Raw genomic sequence first — 16,817 nt, 5'->3', positions numbered from 1 at the left:
CACTAGAGTGACCAGTGGTCATCGCAGCGAGGAGGCGGTATGCCGACGGTTACCTGGTCGCGCGTCGACCCGGCTCGACGGGCGGCCGTGGTGGAAGCCGCCGAGGCCGAGTTCGGCGCGCACGGTTTCTCCGGCGGCAGCCTGAACGTCATCGCCCGCCGCGCCGGAGTCGCCAAGGGCAGCCTGTTTCAGTACTTCGCCGACAAGCGCGACCTGTATGCGTTCATCGCCGACGTCGGCAGCCAGCGCGTGCGCTCCTACATGGAGAACCGCATCCGTGAACTCGACCCCAGCAGACCGTTTTTCGATTTCCTCACCGACCTGCTCGACGATTGGGTCGCCTACTTCGCCGATCACCCCCGGGAACGTTCGCTACATGCGGCGGCCAGCCTCGAAGTCGACACCGATGCCCGTATCAGCGTGCGGTCCGTCATTCACCGCCATTACCTGGAAGTGCTGCGCCCGTTGGTGCGTGACGCGCATACCCGCGGCGATCTGCGGGCGGATTGTGATATCGACGCGCTGTTGTCGCTGCTGCTGTTGATCTTTCCGCATCTCGCGCTGGCGCCGTACGTGCGCGGCATGGATCCGGTCCTCGGGCTCGATGACCCCACCCCAGAGCAGCCTGCGCTGGCCGTGCGCAGGCTCGTCGCCGTCTTGGCAGCCGCATTCGCCGGATTGCCGCAAACGCACCGCAATGATCAAAAGGAGGTCACCGCGCCATGACACGCACGAGTTCAGGTTCAATGGTCAAAGGCGGACTCAACTGGGACAGCTTGCCGCTCAAGCTGTTCGCCGGCGGCAACGCGAAGTTCTGGAATCCGGCCGACATCGACTTCTCCCGCGACCGCGCGGACTGGGAAAAGCTGACCGACGTCGAACGCCACTACGCCACCAGGCTGTGCGCCGAATTCATCGCCGGCGAGGAAGCGGTGACCGAGGACATTCAGCCGTTCATGAGCGCAATGCGCGCCGAAGGACGGCTGGGCGACGAAATGTATTTGACCCAGTTCGCATTCGAGGAAGCCAAGCACGTGCAGGTGTTCCGGATGTGGCTCGACGCGGTCGGCGTCACCGAAGACCTGCATCCCTTCTTGGACGACATCCCCACCTACCGCACGATCTTCTACGAGGAATTGCCGGACTGCCTCAACGCGTTGTCGGTCGATCCGTCACCGGCGGCCCAGGTCCGCGCGTCGGTCACCTACAACCACATGGTCGAGGGCATGTTGGCGCTGACCGGCTACTTCGGCTGGCACAAGATCTGTGTGGAGCGCGGCATCCTTCCCGGCATGCAGGAGCTGGTCCGCCGCATCGGTGACGACGAGCGGCGCCACATGGCGTGGGGCACCTTCACCTGCCGGCGCCACGTCGCCGCCGACGACGCCAACTGGGACGTCTTCGAAACCCGCATGAACGAGTTGATGCCGCTCGGGTTGCGCCTGATCGAAGAAGGCTTCTCCCTTTACGACCCGATGCCGTTCGACCTTTCCACCGAAGAGTTCATGCAGTACGCCAGCGACAAGGGGATGCGGCGTTTCGGCACGATCTCCAGTGCGCGCGGACGCCCGGTCGAGGAGATCGACCTCGACTACTCGCCGGTGCAGCTGGAAGACACCTTCGCCGACGAGGACCAGAAGGCGCTGGCCGGGGTCTCCGCGTAGCGCACCTCCCGCACCCCGCGCCGAGCGTGGGCCTTAAGTACGGGAATGGCGTGAAATTCGTGCATAAGGCCCACACTCGGCGGGTCCGACGTCGGCTACTTGCCGCCGTCGGCAGAGCCCACCCACACCGTCTTGGCGTTGCAGAATTCGCGAATGCCGTGGCCGGCCAGCTCGCGGCCGTAGCCGGACCGTTTGATGCCGCCGAACGGCAGCTCGGGGTAAGACACCGTCATCCCGTTGATGAAGACCTGTCCGGCCTCGATGTCGTCGATGAAGCGCTGCTGCTCCGCCTCGTCGCGGGTCCAGGCGTTGGAGCCCAGCCCGAAGGTGGTGGCGTTGGCGATCTCGATGGCCTCGTCGATGTCGGCGACGCGGTACACCGAGGCGACCGGGCCGAACACCTCCTCGTAGAAGATCGGCATGTCCCGGCTGATGTCGGTGATCACCGTCGGTGGGTAGAACCAGCCGGGACGGTCGAGACGCTTTCCGCCGCACCGGATCACCGCACCGGCGGCGACGGCCTCGTCGACCAGCTTCTCGACGTCGGCGCGGCCGGATTCGGTGGCCAGCGGGCCGACGTCGGTGTCCGGGTCGGTCGGGTCGCCGACCCGCAGCGCGGCCATCTTGTCGACGAACTTGGCCAAGAACTCGTCGTAGACGTCGGCGTGCACGATGAATCGCTTCGCCGCGATGCACGACTGGCCGTTGTTTTGCACCCGCGCGGTCACCGCGGTCGACACCGCCGCGTCGAGGTCCGCCGACGGCATCACGATGAACGGGTCGCTACCGCCGAGTTCGAGCACGGTGGGCTTGATCTCATCGCCGGCGATCGCAGCGACCGACTGTCCGGCCGGCTCGCTTCCGGTCAGCGTGGCCGCGGCCACCCGGGGATCGCGCAGGATGGTCTCCACCGCGCTGGACGGGACCAGCAGCGTCTGGAAGCAGCCGTCGGGGAAACCGCCGCGACGGATCACGTCGGACAGGTACAAGGCGGTCTGCGGCACGTTGGAGGCGTGCTTGAGAATTCCGACGTTGCCGGCCATCAGCGCGGGCGCGGCGAACCGCACGGCCTGCCACAGCGGGAAGTTCCACGGCATCACCGCAAGCACCACGCCCAGCGGCTGATAGCGGGTGTAGGCCTTTTTCGCGCCGACCTTGCCCGCGTCAGCCGGCTCGTCGGCCAGCAGCTTCTCGGCATGCTCGGCGTAGAACCGAAAACCCTTGGCGCACTTCAAGACTTCTGCCTTCGCCGACGCCAGCGTCTTGCCCATCTCCAGCGTCATCATCGCCGCGACGTCGTCGGCTTCGGCCTCCAGCAGGTCAGCGGTCGCGTTGGTCCACTCCGCGCGCTGGGCGTAGCTGGTGCGGCGGTAGTCGGCGAACCGGTCGTGCGCGCGGGCGATCGCGGCGTCGATTTCCTCGTCCGTCGCCGCGGTGAAGGTCTTGACCGTCTCTCCGGTAGCCGGGTTGATCGTGGCGATGGGCACGCTGCCCTCCTTTTGCTGCGCGGGGTGTCGCATTCCAGACTGCCACTATGGTGGCCAGTGTGAGCACAGCCGCCGAGTTGATGGTGAAATGCCTGGAAAACGAGGGTGTCTCCGTTGTCTTCGGGCTACCCGGTGAGGAGAACATCCGATTCGTGCAGGCGCTCGCCGGCTCCGATATCCGCTATGTGCTCACCCGCCACGAGCAGGCGGCGGCGTTCATGGCCGAGATGTATGGGCGGGTCACCGGCCGGGCCGCGGTGGTGTCGGCCACGCTGGGCCCCGGCGCCATCAACATGCAGCTCGGGGTCGCCGACGCCACCACCAACAGCACGCCGCTGGTCGCGATCTCCGCCCAGGTGGGCCACGATCGTGAATACAAGGAATCGCACCAATACGTCGACCTGGTGTCGATGTTCGCGCCGATCACCCGCTGGGCCGACGGCGTTCCCACCGCCCGCGCCATCCCGGAGATGTTCCGTAAGGCCTTCAAGCTGGCCGAAACCGAGCGGCCGGCTGCCGTTTACCTCGCGGTGCCAGAACACATCGACGCTGACGAAACCGACTACGACTTGGCGCCGCTGCCGCGCAATGTGGTGCGCGCCGAGTCGCCCTCGCCCAGCCAGGTCCAGCGGGCGGTCGAGATCTTGCGCGCCGCGAAGCGGCCGGTGCTGCTGAGCGGGCACGGCGCTGCCCGCAACGACGCGACCGCGGCCCTGGTCCGGTTCTCCGAGACGCTCGGCATCCCGGTCGCCAACACCTTCCACGGCAAGGGCGTGATGCCCGACGATCACCCCAACACCATCGGGACGATCGGGTTCATGCGGCACGACTATGTCAACTTCGGGTTCGACAACGCAGATGTCGTGATCGCGGTCGGCTATGAGCTGCAGGAGTTCGATCCGGTCCAGATCAATCCCAACGCCGACAAGAAGATCATCCACGTTCACCGGTTTCCAGCCGAGGTGGACATGCACTATTCGGTCGACGTAGGCATCATCGGTGACATCAGCGCATCGTTGGACGCGCTCACCGACGCGTTGGCGGGCCAGCACTTCGCCAGTGACGGCGCCGCTCCGGGACGTCATCTGCTGGCCGAGGAATGCGCCCGCGGACAACAGGATTCGCGTTTTCCGCTGGCGCCGCAGCGGTTGGTGGCCGATATCCGCGCCGCGTTGGGCCGCGACGACGTCGTGCTAATGGACACCGGCGCCACCAAGATGTGGATGGCGCGGTTGTACCCGACGTATCAACGCAACACCTGTCTGATCTCAAATGGATTGTCCACCATGTCTTTTGCGCTTCCCGGAGCGCTGGGGGTCAAGCTGGCCCGGCCGGAGGCCAAGGTATTGGCGGTGGTCGGCGACGGCGCGTTTTTGATGAACTCTCAGGAGATCGAGACCGCTGTGCGGGAGCGAATCCCGCTGGTGGTGCTTATCTGGGATGACGGCGGTTACGGCCTGATCGAGTGGAAGATGGATCTCGAACTCGGCGACCATTACTACGTCAAGTTCAACAATCCAGATGTGGTCAGTTACGCCGAAAGCTTCGGCGCCAAGGGATACCGCATCACCAGCGCCGACGAACTGCTGCCGACGCTGAAAGCCGCGCTCGACGACGACGGTGTCTCGCTGATCTCCTGCCCGGTGGACTACTCGGAGAACCTGCGACTGACTGAGCGGCTGGGCCAACTGGACGGCACGCTGTAGCGGTACCACCTAAAACACACAGAAAGACAACATCATGACCACCACACTCAGTGACACCACGGTCCTATTGGACGAGCTGGCCGGCCGGGTCGACGCCGCCAACCCGGATTCCCGCCTCGAGGTGACCAACGCGATGACGGGACAACTCCTGGGCAGCGTCCCGCGCTGCACCAGCGATGACGTGATCGCCGCGGCCGAACGTGGTCGCGCCGTTCAGCGCGACTGGGCCAATCGGCCGATCCGCGAACGTGCGGCCGTGCTGCGGCGCTTCCACGATCTGGTGTTGCAACACCAAGACGAGGTTCTCGATCTCATTCAACTCGAGAACGGCAAGGCGCGCCGGCACGCGTTCGAGGAGGTCATGGACGTCTGCGTGACCGCCCGCTACTACGCCAACACCGCCGAAGGCTACCTGCGTCCCAAGCGCCGCCAAGGGGTGCAGCTGGTGCTGACGCAGGTGACCGAACTGCACCACCCCAAGGGGCTGGTCGGCATCATCTCGCCGTGGAACTACCCGCTGACTCTGGGGATCAGTGACGCGATCCCGGCGATCGTCGCCGGCAACGCCGTATTGGCCAAACCCGATCAGCAGACCCCGTTTTCGGCGCTGTGGGCGGTCCGAATGCTCGAGAAGGCCGGCATGCCAGCGGGTTTGGTGCAGGTGGTCACAGGTTCTGGTGCCGAGTTGGGCACGCCGATCATCGAGCAGTCCGATTACCTGATGTTCACCGGCTCAACCGCGACGGGCCGCACCGTCGCTGCGCAGGCCGGTCAGCAGCTGATCGACTGCTCGATGGAGTTGGGCGGCAAGAATGCGTTGCTGGTGCTCGACGACGCCGATGTCGACAAGACGGTGTCCGGCGCTGTGCGGGCCGCGTTCTCCAACGCCGGGCAGCTGTGTATCTCGGTGGAGCGGATCTATGTGCCCGGTTCGTTGTGGGATGATTTCGCGAAACGCTACGCGGAAGCTGCTAAAGCACTGAAACTGTCTGCGGAACTTGACTATTCGGCCGACATGGGGTCGTTGATCTCGGAGAAGCAACTCGAGACGGTTCGTCGTCACGTCGACGACGCGGTGAGCAAGGGTGCCGAGGTGCTGGCCGGTGGCCGGGCCCGTCCCGACATCGGCCCGTATTTTTACGAGCCGACAATCCTGTCCGGGGTGCGCGAAGGCATGACCGCGTTCGCTGACGAGACGTTCGGGCCGGTGGTTTCGCTCTACCGCGTCGACAGCGAGGAGGAGGCCATCGCGAAGGCCAACGACAGTGACTACGGCCTCAACTTCAGCGTCTGGACGTCGAATGCCAAGCGCGGCCGGGACGTCGCGGCCCGGCTACAAGCCGGCACCGTCAACGTCAACGAGGCCTATGCGGCGGCCTGGGGGTCGGTGGACGCCCCGATGGGTGGCATGAAGGCATCTGGTCTGGGGCGCCGGCACGGCGAGCACGGCATTCTCAAATACACTGAGTCCCAGACGATTGCGGTCGAGCGACTGCTGCCTGTCGGAGTGCCGCCGGGGCTGCATCCCCGCCGCTATGCGCGGATCATGTCCCGCGGCCTGCGCTTGTTGAAGCACATGCCGGGAGTCAAGTGACCTCAGTGTTGTTTGACGACGGAACGTGGTGCCGTCCGCCACAGGCGCCGACCGTCGGGTTGCGGCTTGGGCGGCTCGAGTAACAGCACTGCGCGGTTGTCGAGTAATACCGGGCGGACCCAGTCACCGAGTTCGATGAGCTCGCCCGGCTTGGGCTGTTGACGTGCTCCGTCGCGGGCGAGGTCGATGGGTGTCAGCGCATGTAGGTCGTCGATGGTGGCCTCGTAGGGGAGCTCTTCGATGCCCGGCAGGGTGATGAACAGCCCGTCGTTGCCCGACAGTTGCAGCCCGATCGCCGCTAGCGCGCCGAGTACCCCGTCCTGGGTGCCGCCGTGTCCGGATAGATGCACGCCGAGCTCGGCGGCAAGTTCACGGGCTTGTCCGGCGTGCAGCACTTCTTGCTTCGCGCGATATCCGAACTCCACTAGCATCTCGGCGTTTTCGCCGAGCAGCCCGGGGATGGCCACGGCGAGACCGGGATCGGCGTCCGCTGGACAGACTCGTTCGAGGAACTGACCGGCCAGCTCGATGATCTGTGCCGCGACGGCGTCGGGATTGTCCTCGGGGCTGCGCCAGGCCAGGCATGCGCTGGAATTGTGTGAAGTATAGGGGATTCGGTCGTCGACCAGGAGCTGATGCCGAGTAGCTCCGGCGGCTGTACCGAGGTTTGCCGCGGCGAGTTCGCGCAGCAGGGCACGGGCGCGCCGCCCCGTTCCGGGGCTCCACTGGTTGTCGGTGTCGTCGATACCGATCAGCACGTCGACGCCCGACAGGGCGGAGCAGCTATGCGCCATGGGTTCCTTCATATCAACTCAAGTACATTCGGTTGCATGACCGAGCGCCCCGAAGTCCCATGGGCCGAGTAACAACGCGCCGGCGCGTCAGTCACCTCACGTCGGGTCGTGCTGCCGAGCGACCCGAAACCCTTGCGGTCGAGGAACCACTGGAGATCCGGCTCAACGGCAGCCCGTTGACGGTTACGATGCGCACGCCAGGATCGGATTTCGAACTGGCGCAAGGGTTTTTGCTTTCTGAGGGCGTGATCGCACGTCGTGACGACTTGCTGACCGTGCGGTATTGTCGCGGTGCAGAAGCGGGCAACCTCAACACCTACAACGTGCTCGACGTCACATTGGCCCCCGGCGTGCCGATGCCCGAGGTGGGTGTCGCCCGTAACTTCTACACCACATCCTCGTGTGGTGTCTGCGGTAAGGGCTCGTTGGAAGCGGTGGAATTGGTCAGCCGGTACTGTCCGGGTGACGATCCGGTGCACGTCGATGCCGCGGCGCTGACGGGCATGCCCGAGAAGTTGCGCACGGCCCAGGATGTCTTCGCCAGTACGGGCGGTCTGCACGCAGCCGCGTTGTTCGACGCGGACGCGACCATGCTGGTGGTCCGCGAGGACATCGGCCGTCACAACGCGGTGGACAAGGTGATCGGCTGGGCGGTCGAGCAGGACCGGATACCGCTGACCGGCACGGTGCTGTTGGTCAGCGGACGCGCCTCGTTCGAGTTGACCCAGAAGGCCGTCATGGCTGGAATCCCGGTGCTGGCAGCCGTTTCGGCGCCGTCGTCGCTCGCAGTCGATCTCGCCGGCCAGTCCGGCCTGACGCTGGTGGCTTTCCTGCGGGGGGATTCCATGAACGTCTACAGCCGCCCCGACCGTATCGGCTAACAGTTGCCGGTCCCGCTGCCCGGGCCACCCGGACCTCCCACACCGGGTCCGCCGCCGCAGCCGCCGCCCCCGCTGCCGGGTGTGATACCGTCGGTGCCGTTGGCGCCGCCGTTACCCGATCCCAGCGCGGCGCTGCCGCCGTGGCCGCCCCCGCCGCCGGCTCCGCCGGCCGAGTCGGCCACGTCGGTCGTCCCGTTACCGCCGGCCCCGCCGTCGCCGCCGTTGCCGCCGTCGCCGCCCGCGAAACCGTCTCCGCCGTGCCCGCCGGACACCACCGCCGCCGCGCCGTCCCCGCCGTCGCCGAACAGGAATCCGCCGTCGCCGAGGTCGCCGAACAGCCCGGTGCTGCCGAACACCGACGTGTTGGAACCGGTGAAGTCGTCGAGGCCGTTGCCGATCAGCTCGCGGCCGAACCACTCGACGAACGGCTGGTTGATGCCGGCAAGGAATTCCGCGTTCGCCGGATCCTCGATAAAGCTCTGGCCGGCGGCGTGAATCTGGGTCCACAGGTCCGTCATCGAATCTGCCGGCAGCGCCGCGGCCAGCAGCGGCTCCGGTGAACCGGCCGAACTGTCGAGCAGGCTGTCCGGAACGGTGAACGTGCCCGACATCAAATCCACGATGGGATCGACGATCAGGTCGAACAGGTCCGCATCGGCGGTGGCCGGCGGCGAGACGCCGAACGCCAGGAACGCGCCGGCGGCCGCGCCGACAGCGACCCCGCGGCGGGCCGCCTTGGTCGCGGTCGATCGACGACGCTGCCGGGTGCGGCCACGACGGGGCATTTCGCTGTCTCCTTATCGGCGCGCGAGTACTCCTCGGTGCCCGTCAAGGTACTAGCTCTGATTCTGACCCGCGGATGCTATCCCGAATTTCCTCCGCTTCTGCGGAGAATTTAACCATCTAGCGTCCGGATTGTAGCTTTTCGAGCGCAACCGGGCGCAGGTAGGCGCCTTCGAGGGTGCGATGCCACCACGCCCGATCGCGCAGCAGTTCTCGCCAGGTGGTGAAGCGGTAGCGGTAGAGCTGGGCCCGCACGAATTTCGGCGGCGACTCGCCGAAGGGGTTGTGCTTGAGCAGCCGCAGCGTCGCCGGGTCGTTTTCCAGCAATCGCACCAGCAGCGCGCGCAACCATGGGTAGGCGTAGTGCGGGGAGATCGCCGCGAACCACATCAGCCAGTCCAGCCTCAGGTGATACGGCGCCCATTGCGGCGGCAGCCGACGTACCGATCCCGGCTTGCCTTTGAACTCGTATTCCTTCCACACCGTGTGCTCGGTGATCGTCGGCTCGTCGGTGCCTTCGAGCACCACCTCCCGGCGAACGCGGCTGATGCTGCCGAAGGCGCCGTAGGTGTTGATCAGGTGATAAGGGTTGAACGACATGTTCATTCGCTGCCGACGAGACAGCATGTTGCGCGCCGGCCAATAGCTCAGGAACAGCGACAGCGCGGCGAACGCAATCACCAACCCGGCGAACCAGTTCGGCGCGTCCGTCATCGCGGGCGGTTGCGGGATCGGCACTACCGCTGCCCACCAGGACGTGTCGATCACGCTGGCGCCCAACACAATTGTCAGCCAGTTGAGCCAGGCGAAATTACCGGAGGCGACCAGCCACAGCTGGGTGATGACGATGATCGTCCCCGCCACGCTTGCCACCGGCTGCGGGGCGAACAACCCGAACGGCACCACGAGCTGCGCGAAATGGTTGCCGGCCACCTCAATTCGGTGCAGCGGTTTGGGCAGGTGGTGGAAGAACCAGCTCAGCGGTCCCGGCATCGGTTGCGTCTCGTGGTGGTAATACAGGCACGTCAGGTCGCGCCAGCAGCGATCCCCGCGCAGCTTGATCAGGCCCGCGCCGAACTCGAGCCGGAACAGCAGCAGCCGCGCCAGCCACATCGTCAACACCGGCGGTGTGATGTGCTCGTTGCCCAGAAAGATCGCCAGGAACCCGGCCTCCAGCAGCAGCGACTCCCATCCGAACGAATACCAGGTCTGCCCGACGTTGACGATCGAGAGGTAAAGGACCCACAGCAGCAGCCACATCAGCATTGCGGCCCATAACGGCACCAGACCCGTAACGCCGGCCACGATCGCCGCGGCCAATGCCGCGCCGAACCACGCGACGGCGGCGAAAAACCGGTCGGAGTAGTGCGCGTGAAAGATGCTGGGCGCTCGCCGAAAAGAGACTCCGGCCAAGTACTTCGGCACCGGCATCATGCCGTGCTCACCGATCAGTGCGCGGAATTGCCGCGCCGCGGCGATGAACGCGACCACATAGATGGCTGCGATGCCGCGCTCGAGTATTAGCCTGCCCAGCCAATATTCAGGTGCGCCGAACCATTCCATGTTCGCACTCCCGGCGACGGTGGACGTCTATTCTCGCGCTTCGCCTGGTTGCAATACCACCACCGACGCTACTAGCGCGGCCAACGAGATCAGTGCAAGCAGCTGCACCACGGCAGAGTGTCCGGCATATCCGCCGACCGATCGCCACGGGTGCCGCGACAACGCGGCCCCAGCGGCAATCAGCCCGCCGGCGCTGAGCGCGACGGACACCATGTCGCGTCGCCTGGCCCACTGCAGGGCGAATGCGGCGCCGAACGCCACGACACCCGCCGCGCCGGCGATCACCGCGCCGGCCGCCAGCACCGGCACCACCGCCCACCGGCCGGGCGTCCAGGGCGGAGCCGGTGCATCCTGGCGCGGTTTTCGCCTGGCCGGCCACAGCGCCAGCAACGCCAGCAGCGGCAGCAGCGCCAGACCCCCGGCCAGCGCGACCCGGTAGGCAAAGTTGGGCGCGAACGTCAGCGTGATGACGCCCGAGGTCCCGGCCGGTACCACCCAGCCCTGTTGCCAGCCGTTGACGGCAACCGGCTCGAGTCGGTCGCCGGCGCTGGTGCGCGCCACCCAGCCGCGGTTGATGCTTTCCGGCACCACCAACACCCGCGAGGCTGATGCCGGGGCCACCCGCACCTGCCGATGCGCCGGCCCCCATTCGCCGGTATCGACGGGAACCGTTGTGGCACCGGATATTTCGGATTCCGACAATTCGGCGCCGTCGACAATGAACTGTTCGCCGGGGCTGATCAACAGTTCCTGCTGACCGGCCGGCAGCTCGATCGGCCGGTCCTCGCAGGGCTGGGCGATCACCGGGTCGCCGTTCAGCAGCGCGGCCACCGTGGTGGTGATCGCGGTGTGCACAAACCGGCCGGCGATCGCGACGACCGGGCCGCGCTCGCAGCCCACGGTGACCTCCCGCGCGCCGTTGCGGGCGGCGTCGGCGGGCGCAATCGGGTGGCCGTCGCTGTCGAGCACAGCGATCTCGGCCAGCCCCGGTGGCTTGAGCTGATCGAACCCCAGCGCGGTGCGATCGATGACGTCGTCCCAGTCGAGCAAACTGACGGTGAGGGTGTCGGTGACTCTCGGGTGCAGCCGCACCGTTTGTGCGGACCCGTCGTTCGAGCTGAGTTCCCGCACCTGCGGGCCGTCGCCGAGGTCTATGGCGACCAGGGTCGGGTGCGCGGGCACCGCCGACCCGCTGGGCACCAGCCGCAGCCCGGCCACCTCGGCCGGTCGGGGCAGCGTCAAGGTCAACGTGGGTGGCGTCTTGTGCTGCACCACCCGCTGCGGCGCCGTCCAGGCGGTGCCCGGATCGCCGTCGGTGGCCGCATACGCCGAGCCCAGGACATCGATCAGATCCGAGTCGCCGCGGGCCCGGGTGGTGTCCGGCTCGGCGACCAGGTCGGCCAGCTTGGGGCCCTGCCGAGCCCGCACCCACACCGTCGGCGTCACCGACACCGGCCGCGGCACGCTCAGGGTGCGGCTGAAGGTGGCCGGGGTTTCCGGGGCGAGCGCCATCGACGCCGCGCACCGGACGTCGTGCGGGCCGCGGGCGCAGCCGGGCCGGCCCAGCATCTCCGGTCCCAGGTCCCAGCCCGCCACCGCGCCGCCGGGAGGCGCGGGAACCAGCGCGCTGTGCCGCAGGTCGATCGGGTGAGCGAAGCCGGACGCGTCGTACTGGGTGAACGACAGGTCGGTGATGCCGAACTGCACACCGGCCGACCCGTCGCTGGTGCCGACCGCGGTGATTCGCACCCACGGTGTTTCGCCGTAGGGCAGCGCCGCGGTGAGGGGCTTGCCGGCCTCGTCGAACCGCAGCGTGGTGGTGCCGTTGACGGTCGATATCTCGATGCGGCGAACCTGCGCGCCGACGGCGGTGGCGCTGGGCGTCAGCGTGATGGCGGCGTTGGTCACCGGATGGTCGAAATCCACCTGGAGCCACTGCCCGACGGCCGACTGCAGCCCGTTGGAGACCCACGCGGTCGATGAGTCGCCGTCGATCGCGGCGGCGGGTGAGCTCCCCGGCGCGACGTCGGGCAGCGCGGTCGCATCGGACGACGAGCTGGAGGCGGTGAGCCGCCCGCCGATCCAGCCGCCGTAGACGGTTTCGGCGCCCGGGGTGGGGTAGTCGGGCACCCGGTTGAAGGTGTGCCGGGCGTCGCCGGCGGCGCGGATGGCCGAGGAATGGTTGTCGACGCGGCCGTAGTCGGTTTCCCGCGCGACCGGGGTGTCGCTGACGGTGACCTCGGGCGTGGGCAGCCCGGCGCGCTCGGCGTCGGCGGCCAGCAGCACCGGGCCCAGCGCCGGGCGGCCCTGCAGTCGCCGTCGCTCGTCGAGGCGCAGCAACACCTCGGGCCCGCCGGCGACGCGGGGCAGCCGGTCGAGGTCGGCCAGGTACGGCGTGCCCGGATCCGCGGCGTTCACCCGGTAGATCTCGACCGCCGGATATCTCGGTCGCAGTTCACTGTCGCTGACAAACCCCGCCACCGGGCCGGGGCCGACCGGCGCACCGAACTGCGCCACCTTTTCCAGCCGCGGCGACCCCGCGATGGCGCGGCGCACCAGAATCGGGCGGGCCGAGCGCGACGTCTCCGGGTCCAGATCGTTGCGCAACGCGATGTATGAAATCCCTTGGCGGGCAAGGGTATCGGCTAGGCCCGCGGATGGCCGGCCGGCAGCGAGCAGGCGTTGCACCGAATCGAGCGCCCGGATGGCCGGCGGCGGGATCAGCGGGATCGAGTCACGCACCCCCCATGGGCGCTCGCCCAATACCTGCAAGGGTTCGTCGTGGCTGGTACCCCACACCTGGGTGGCGAACGGCGCGCCGGGGACCACCAGCACCCGCCCACCGGTGTTGTGCTGGTCGAGCCAGCTCGCGGCGTCGTGCCAATACTGCGGGATGGCGCGGAACGTGCCGGGCGGGGTGAGCCGACCAGTCCATGCCAGCGACGTGCCGACGATCAACGCGGTCAGCACGACGATCCCGGCGGCGACGCGTCTGTCGCGTTCCGGGTGCGCGAACGCCTGGATCCATTCCCGGGCCGGGGCACTACCGGGCAGCGGGATCCGGCTCAGCAGCTGCGCCAGACCGAGCACCAGCGGGATGCGGATCAGTGATTCCAGCTTGTGCACATTGCGCAGCGGCGCGCCGGCGGCGTCCAAAAACGCCTGTACCTGATGGGCCACCGGCGACCCCAGCCGACCCGAATAACCGGCGGCGATCAACACCACCCCGACCAGCAGCATGCTCACCAGCCGGCCCCGGGCGGGCATCGCGCGCATGGCCAGACCTGCCAGACCCGCCGCGGCCACCAGGCTGGTGGCCAGGATGGCCACCGTGCCGGTGACCAGCGGCGCGCCCGCGGTCGCGGTCGGTGCGACGAACGGTGTCCAGCTGTCGGTGCCGCGCAGCACCTCCACCAGCGACGACCATTGTGTTGTGACGCCCGAGGATTCGATGAAATCCAGAAACGGCGGGCTGATCCGGGCCATCAGGATCAGCGCGGCGAGCCACCACGTCATGGCCAACACCAGCGCGACCAACCACCAGGCGGTGTAGCGCCACCACATCCGGGTCGGCCGGTGACAGGCCCACCAGATCACGGCGGGCAGGCAGCCTGCCAGCGTCGCAATCGCGTTGACCGCGCCCATCAGCGCCACCGCCAGCCCGGCCTGCCCGGCCAGCCGCCGCACCGACCTGCCGGGTTCGGCGCGCAGCGCCAGGATCGTCGGCAACAACACCCACGGCGCCAGCATGATCGGCAGGGTTTCCGACGAAATCGAGCCCAGGGTGGTGAGCACCCGCGGCGACAGCGCGAACGCGGTCGCGGCAACCACCCGCGACGCCGGTGTGCCGATTCTGAGCGCCTCGGCGACCCGCAGCAGCCCCCAGAATCCGACGGTGAGCAGCAGCGCCCACCACAGCCGCTGGGTCACCCAGCCCGGCAGCCCCAGCAGGTGGCCGCCCAGGAAGAACGTGCCGTGCGGGAACAGGTAGCCGTAGGCCTGGTTTTGCGCCTGCCCGAACGGCAGTTCGCTGTTCCACAGGTTGGTGGCGCGCGCCAGAAAGCGCAGCGGGTTGGCGGTGAGGTCGAGCTTGGTGTCGGGGGAGATCTGCCCGGGTGACTGGGCGAAGCTCAAAACCAGCGCGAGCGCCCCGACCAACCACAGCCACCGCCGCGACAACGGCGCCGCTTGCGGTGCCGCGGCCGCTTCGGCAGCGGGCGCGCTCGGGTTAGGCGCGGTTGCCGTACTCAACCCGGTTGAGCACCGACGACTGGGGATCCCCGCCCGGAAGTGGTGGCTTGCTGTCCTGCTGCACCATCAGGGTGATCCCGAAGATCGCGGCAGCGCCGAGCAGCAGGCCGACCACGATGCTGGCGGCAGCGGGCGCAACGAACCGGTTCATCGGGTGGCTCCTCAGCGTTGGGAAATCTGCGGCGATGCTTGTCGCCAAACCTAGCAGGCTGCATCCGCCCGGGAGCGCCGTGACAGCATGGCCCGATGGCTTTCCCCCGCGTCCCGGCTGTCCTCATCACTGTGGCGGTCACTGTGGCGGCGCTGATCACGGCGTGTGGCACCGCCAAACCGCCCGCGTCGTCGTCTTCGGCGGCCCCGGCTCCGGCCGGCCGACCACCGACCTGTGGCAATCCGGAGGCCATCGTGGCCGGGCTGTCGGCCCGCGACAAGCTGGCGCAGCTGCTGATGGTGGGCGTGCGTGACGCCGCGGATGCCAAGACCGTGGTGGCCGACCATCATGTCGGCGGGATCTTCATCGGCAGCTGGACCGACCTGTCGATGCTGAGCGACGGCTCGTTGCGTGCCATCACCGGCAGCGCGGGCCCACTACCGCTGGCGGTCAGCGTCGACGAGGAAGGCGGCCGGGTGTCGCGGCTGTCGTCGCTGATCGGGCCGGCGCCGTCCTCGCGGGTGCTGGCCCAAACCCAAAGCGTCGACGAGGTTTACGGCCTGGCGTTGGATCGCGGCCACAAGATGCGCGGTGTGGGGATCACCATCGACTTCGCGCCGGTCGTCGATGTCACCGACGCGCCGGACGGCACCGTGATCGGCGACCGGTCATTCGGTTCGGATCCGGCGCTGGTCACCGACTATGCCGGGGCGTATGCGCGCGGGCTGCGCGACGCCGGGCTGTTGCCGGTCCTCAAGCACTTCCCCGGTCACGGGCACGGCTCGGGCGACTCGCATACCGGCGGCGTGAGCACCCCGCCACTGGACCAGCTGCAAGCCGACGACCTGGTTCCGTACCGCACACTGACCACCGCGTCGCCGGTCGGGGTGATGATCGGTCACCTGGTGGTGCCCGGCCTCACCGACGGTCAGCCGGCCAGCCTGAGCCCGGCCGCGATAGGACTGCTGCGCGACGGCGGTTACGGGGGTCCGCCCTTCAACGGGCCGGTGTTCAGCGACGACCTGTCCAGCATGGCCGCGATCAACGAGCATTACGCGGTACCGGATGCGGTATTGCTTGCCCTGCGCGCCGGCAGCGACGTCGCGCTGTGGGTCACCACCGACGAGGTTCCCGCGGTGCTGGACCGGCTGGAGAAGGCGTTGGCCGCGGGGGAGTTGACGCAGCTGGCGATCGACGCCTCGGTGCTGCGGATGGCGACCATCAAGGAGCAGCAAGCCGGCTGCCGCGGCTAGCCGGGATGTGTCCCGGTGGCGCATTGCTTACGCTGGAGTCAGTGGCTTTCGGCGCGACGACGAAGGACAACACATGGCAAGTGGTACCAAGCGGCTGCCCCGTGCCGTCCGTGAGCAGCAAATGCTCGACGCCGCCGTGGAGATGTTCTCGATCAACGGCTACCACGAAACGTCGATGGATGCGATCGCGGCGAAAGCGCAGATCTCCAAGCCGATGCTGTATCTGTATTACGGCTCCAAGGAGGAGTTGTTCGGCGCCTGCCTGAACCGTGAACTGGCTCGCTTCATCGACACCGTCCGCTCAGAGATCGACTTCGAGCAACGCCCGAAGGACCTGCTGCGCAACGCCATCGTGTCGTTCATGCGCTACATCGACACCAACCGGGCATCGTGGCTGGTGATGTACACCCAGGCCACCAGCTCGCAGGCGTTTGCTCATACCGTGCGCGAGGGACGCGAGCAGATCATCGACTTGGTGGCTCGTCTGCTCGAAGCCGGAACCCGAAATCCGGATCTGAACAGCGATTTCGAGATGATGGCCGTCGCACTGGTGGGAGCCGGCGAGGCGGTGGCCACCAGGCTCAGTACCGGTGACACCGGCGTCGACGAAGCCGCCGAGCTGATGATCAACCTGTTCTGGCGGGGCCTGCGGGGGACACCGAGCGAAACCACCACCAGCTCCGGCTAGAG

13 protein-coding genes are annotated in these 16,817 nt (G+C 67.6%); 7 read left to right on the top strand and 6 right to left on the bottom strand.

The features are described from left to right. Positions 1 to 39: 39 nt before the first annotated feature. Positions 40 to 726: a TetR/AcrR family transcriptional regulator gene (locus MSP7336_RS04060; protein WP_069397145.1), complete on the top strand. Its 687-nt coding sequence runs from the start codon at positions 40 to 42 to the stop codon at positions 724 to 726. After that, positions 723 to 1,664: a R2-like ligand-binding oxidase gene (locus MSP7336_RS04055; protein WP_069397144.1), complete on the top strand. Its 942-nt coding sequence runs from the start codon at positions 723 to 725 to the stop codon at positions 1,662 to 1,664. The genes MSP7336_RS04060 and MSP7336_RS04055 overlap by 4 nt, the downstream gene beginning before the upstream one ends. A gap of 95 nt (positions 1,665 to 1,759) precedes the next feature. On the opposite strand, the gene MSP7336_RS04050 is transcribed toward MSP7336_RS04055, so the two are convergent. After that, positions 1,760 to 3,151 (bottom strand): NADP-dependent succinic semialdehyde dehydrogenase, encoded by a 1,392-nt coding sequence (locus MSP7336_RS04050; protein ID WP_069397162.1) that lies wholly within the window; start codon positions 3,149 to 3,151, stop codon positions 1,760 to 1,762. Positions 3,152 to 3,198: 47 nt separating this feature from the next. On the opposite strand from MSP7336_RS04050, the gene MSP7336_RS04045 reads away from it, so the two are divergent. Both MSP7336_RS04045 and MSP7336_RS04040 read left to right on the top strand, forming a co-directional pair. Beyond that, positions 3,199 to 4,857 (top strand): acetolactate synthase large subunit, encoded by a 1,659-nt coding sequence (locus MSP7336_RS04045; RefSeq protein ID WP_280524354.1) that lies wholly within the window; start codon positions 3,199 to 3,201, stop codon positions 4,855 to 4,857. Between the two features lie 34 nt (positions 4,858 to 4,891). Beyond that, the gene (locus MSP7336_RS04040) at positions 4,892 to 6,451 is read left to right on the top strand and encodes a succinic semialdehyde dehydrogenase (RefSeq protein ID WP_069397143.1); all 1,560 of its coding nucleotides are present in this window, start codon (positions 4,892 to 4,894) and stop codon (positions 6,449 to 6,451) included. 2 nt (positions 6,452 to 6,453) lie between these two features. Here the strand turns inward: MSP7336_RS04040 and MSP7336_RS04035 are convergent, their stop codons facing one another. Continuing rightward, the gene (locus MSP7336_RS04035; protein ID WP_069397161.1) at positions 6,454 to 7,245 is read right to left on the bottom strand and encodes a hypothetical protein; all 792 of its coding nucleotides are present in this window, start codon (positions 7,243 to 7,245) and stop codon (positions 6,454 to 6,456) included. A gap of 59 nt (positions 7,246 to 7,304) precedes the next feature. Between MSP7336_RS04035 and fdhD the strand changes: the two genes are divergently transcribed. Further along, positions 7,305 to 8,126, top strand: a complete 822-nt coding sequence (gene fdhD, locus MSP7336_RS04030; RefSeq protein WP_113963097.1) for a formate dehydrogenase accessory sulfurtransferase FdhD — start codon at positions 7,305 to 7,307, stop codon at positions 8,124 to 8,126. On the opposite strand, the gene MSP7336_RS04025 is transcribed toward fdhD, so the two are convergent. The 4 genes from MSP7336_RS04025 to MSP7336_RS04010 form a co-directional block, all read right to left on the bottom strand. After that, positions 8,123 to 8,911, bottom strand: a complete 789-nt coding sequence (locus tag MSP7336_RS04025) for a hypothetical protein (protein WP_113963096.1) — start codon at positions 8,909 to 8,911, stop codon at positions 8,123 to 8,125. The genes fdhD and MSP7336_RS04025 overlap by 4 nt on opposite strands. A 118-nt stretch (positions 8,912 to 9,029) precedes the next feature. Further along, positions 9,030 to 10,472, bottom strand: coding sequence for a lipase maturation factor family protein (locus MSP7336_RS04020; RefSeq protein WP_113963095.1), 1,443 nt, complete (start codon positions 10,470 to 10,472; stop codon positions 9,030 to 9,032). A 27-nt stretch (positions 10,473 to 10,499) separates the two neighbouring features. After that, positions 10,500 to 14,651, bottom strand: coding sequence for an alpha-(1->3)-arabinofuranosyltransferase (locus tag MSP7336_RS04015; protein ID WP_113963094.1), 4,152 nt, complete (start codon positions 14,649 to 14,651; stop codon positions 10,500 to 10,502). Between the two features lie 49 nt (positions 14,652 to 14,700). Next, a complete protein-coding gene (locus MSP7336_RS04010; RefSeq protein ID WP_069397138.1) occupies positions 14,701 to 14,874 on the bottom strand; it encodes a DUF2613 domain-containing protein in 174 nt (57 codons plus the stop codon). A gap of 95 nt (positions 14,875 to 14,969) precedes the next feature. Here MSP7336_RS04010 and MSP7336_RS04005 point away from each other — a divergent pair, with 95 nt between their 5' ends. Both MSP7336_RS04005 and MSP7336_RS04000 read left to right on the top strand, forming a co-directional pair. Beyond that, positions 14,970 to 16,127: a glycoside hydrolase family 3 N-terminal domain-containing protein gene (locus tag MSP7336_RS04005; RefSeq protein ID WP_113963093.1), complete on the top strand. Its 1,158-nt coding sequence runs from the start codon at positions 14,970 to 14,972 to the stop codon at positions 16,125 to 16,127. A 73-nt stretch (positions 16,128 to 16,200) separates the two neighbouring features. Then, positions 16,201 to 16,815, top strand: coding sequence for a TetR/AcrR family transcriptional regulator (locus MSP7336_RS04000; protein ID WP_069397136.1), 615 nt, complete (start codon positions 16,201 to 16,203; stop codon positions 16,813 to 16,815). Positions 16,816 to 16,817 lie beyond the last annotated feature (2 nt).

The sequence above is a fragment of the Mycobacterium shimoidei genome, assembly GCF_900417275.1.
GTDB lineage: Bacteria > Actinomycetota > Actinomycetes > Mycobacteriales > Mycobacteriaceae > Mycobacterium > Mycobacterium shimoidei.
The sequence above is the reverse complement of the archived record's forward strand: the minus strand, read 5'-3'. Positions and strand labels throughout refer to the sequence as shown.